Origin of the sequence: Endozoicomonas sp., assembly GCF_031844845.1 — a bacterium.
GTDB lineage: Bacteria > Pseudomonadota > Gammaproteobacteria > Pseudomonadales > Endozoicomonadaceae > Endozoicomonas.
Genome location: NZ_JAVRMB020000319.1, coordinates 1 through 2,656 on the forward strand (window position 1 = coordinate 1; position 2,656 = coordinate 2,656).

The following is a 2,656-nucleotide window of genomic DNA, read 5'->3' on the forward strand; positions in this document are numbered from 1 at the left end:
TCCCAGGCTCAGCAGTCTGATAAAACAGACTGCTGAGCCTGGGGTTGTGGACGATTGTTTTACCAGTGGTTTTTGAGCACTTACAAAGTCGGACCTTCCAAAAATATTATTCTTATACCCCTTCCTACTTGAGTTCCGAAATAGTTAAATGACTTCCGGCCAAGCCTATGCGAGTCACCCCGGCATACAGGGCGGTTGCGTCAGATGCACGAAAGTACAATTAATGTCGGGAATGAGGTAAAAACCCCTGATATTAAGTTCCTTTCTATATCAGAAGAAAATACTTCTGTGGCTGGTTGTTCTAAAAAAACGATAAAACCAAACGATGGTGCATCTTAAGCTACCACCCTGCCCCGGCATAGCTGGGGGTTTACCTAATGATTAATTAATACTGATCAATTTGTCAGTTTATATATCGAACCACTATTTCATTCAGTCTGTAATTTTTGGGTGTCCTATTTCTTTCTCATTAAAATACGTCAGAAACAGACGCAGCGTATTACCACCAAACTCGACCATGCGTGCGTGCTGGTTAACATCAAGCATAATATTTTCAATCAACGAATTTATATCTACATCTTTCCCCACATGCCCCTGCCTTACTTCATTTTCGCCATTATAGAATCTCATTAATAGTACATCTGATGCATTCTCATCTCCCTTGCCTGATACTTCATACTTACTATCTTCATCTGTCAGATTATATTTTTCCCCAAAATCAACCATCTCCTCACTGTTCAATTTATTCAAATAGATAGTTTCCTGTTCAGGGTTAACATATTTTAAAACAAATGACATTCGCGTCTTTGTCAGCAAAAACACATGACCCATTGATCTTTTTGAGGCGCCATTAATGCACAGAAGCACTGCCGATTTAGTGTCTTGTACCATCCATTTCGTCAGCTCCGACCTCACATCTTTAGTGCTGGATAATTCGCCTGACTCATAGTCCTCTATAACGGCCGTACCTTCCAGTTCCTTTTTTAAAAATGCTTTGAGCCGTTGCACCCCGTTCTCGACCCCCTCCCCCTCTGATAAAGAATACGCACTTCGGTTATAAGTTTCGTATTTCCTTTGTAATTGCTCTGCTTCGTTCATCGTAACGGCAGGGAATTTCTTATCCTCATCAAAAACAACTGATAAAATATCTTCAGGAGTGGATTTAAAGAAGGTTCGAATATTGTGTAATGCTGTTCCTACACAATTTTCCAAACCAAACTTCGCCTCAATTTTCGTATAAAATTGACCGCCCATTACTGGCCTCTCAGGCTGTATACCCAATTCATGCGTTTTATCGCCGTCACCCTCTCTTGCGCTGTTCAATGCAACATTTCCTTCAGGATCGTTATATGAATCACCTGGAATAATAATCTCCGAAGATATATTGTCGCCCCCGTCTACCTGAATGGATTCCATTTCATTCCCCAACGTGAGTGGCTTTCCAACGGGTTCTAATACCCTATCATTCAGTGAAATACTGCGTCGAGAATCAGCGGTATCTTTTGATAACCGACTCAACTCCGGTATCAGGGTGGTAGCTTCAGGGTGACTATCGTGCAATTTATCCTGTTTTTCAGAAGAGTTAGCCTTAGTATTATTTCCTTTATATATCGAAAGTGAACCAATATTAGGTATTCCTACCGTATCTTCGACACTAGTTGAACTATTGTCCACTTTAAGCTTTCGCCCTGCCTCCGGTATGCGCCGCTGACTCTCATCTGGAATAATGAATAATTCACCCATGCAATGATCTACAACAGGCATATTCACGGCACTGTTAGTGTCAAAAGTGGAATTCATTTCAGACCTGGCCGATGCCCCTGCGCGAGCCTTATCAGAACCGGCTGTGCAAACCGGGTGACTGACTTTTTCTGACTCAGGCACTGTAGCCTCATCCATCTTATTCGGTGCTGCAAATGCTGGAACTGAAGGCATTTGTAAACTTGTATGAGCAGGCGTGCTGATATCGGAACAGGCAGTTTTCACTCCGGGCTCTGGCGTAACATCGGAAACCTTTGCAACATTGCGGTGATACAGCCAGGTATAAACTAAGTACAATGACAATGCCCCACCAAAAACAGCCACTGCACCAGCAATAATCAGAGGAATTCCGCTGGTTAAACAGGCAGCAACGATGCCACCAATAGCTATTATCGGAGCAACCACCCTGACCACCCGCCCCCAGGTTATCCCGGTACCTTTTGATTCAATGGCGGGCTGATTTTTTATCTGTGAAGACAAATGCGTTTGGCCAGAACCAATCATATTTCCATCATTCATCATGTTTATCTCCATTTCTGTTTTGTTATTTATTCCCTATTAACCTAATAAGAATATAATTTAGGCTCTTTATGGGTTCCGGGGAGCTACCTCAGAAGTAGACCGAGAAGCCCTGAGATAAGTAGGTGAAAGTTTGCTATCGAATATTTAGACCACTAGTTACGGAATAAGTTTCAATTATTTTATAACCAAGACAGCTGAGCGGATGGTATTGGAAAGAAAAGGACATCCATGCGAAAGAAAAGAAAGAAAAGAAAGAAAAGGACATCCATAAATTTCCGATCAATTTATAAAGAAAAGGACATCCATGCGAAAGAAAAGAAAGAAAAGGACATCCATAAATTTCCGATCAATTTATGGATGTCCTGAATTCTCC

Annotated in this window: 1 protein-coding gene; it reads right to left on the bottom strand. The window is 41.8% G+C overall.

Annotated features, from left to right (window positions below; translation table 11 throughout):
- Nucleotides 1–432: 432 nt before the first annotated feature.
- Nucleotides 433–2,283 (bottom strand): hypothetical protein, encoded by a 1,851-nt coding sequence (locus RM811_RS17810; protein ID WP_402527011.1) that lies wholly within the window; start codon nt 2,281–2,283, stop codon nt 433–435.
- Nucleotides 2,284–2,656 lie beyond the last annotated feature (373 nt).

Coding starts and splice junctions, on each gene's coding strand:
- RM811_RS17810 (WP_402527011.1), bottom strand. CDS start 2,283: ATGATGAATGATGGAAATATGATTGGTTCTGGCCAAACGCATTTGTCT.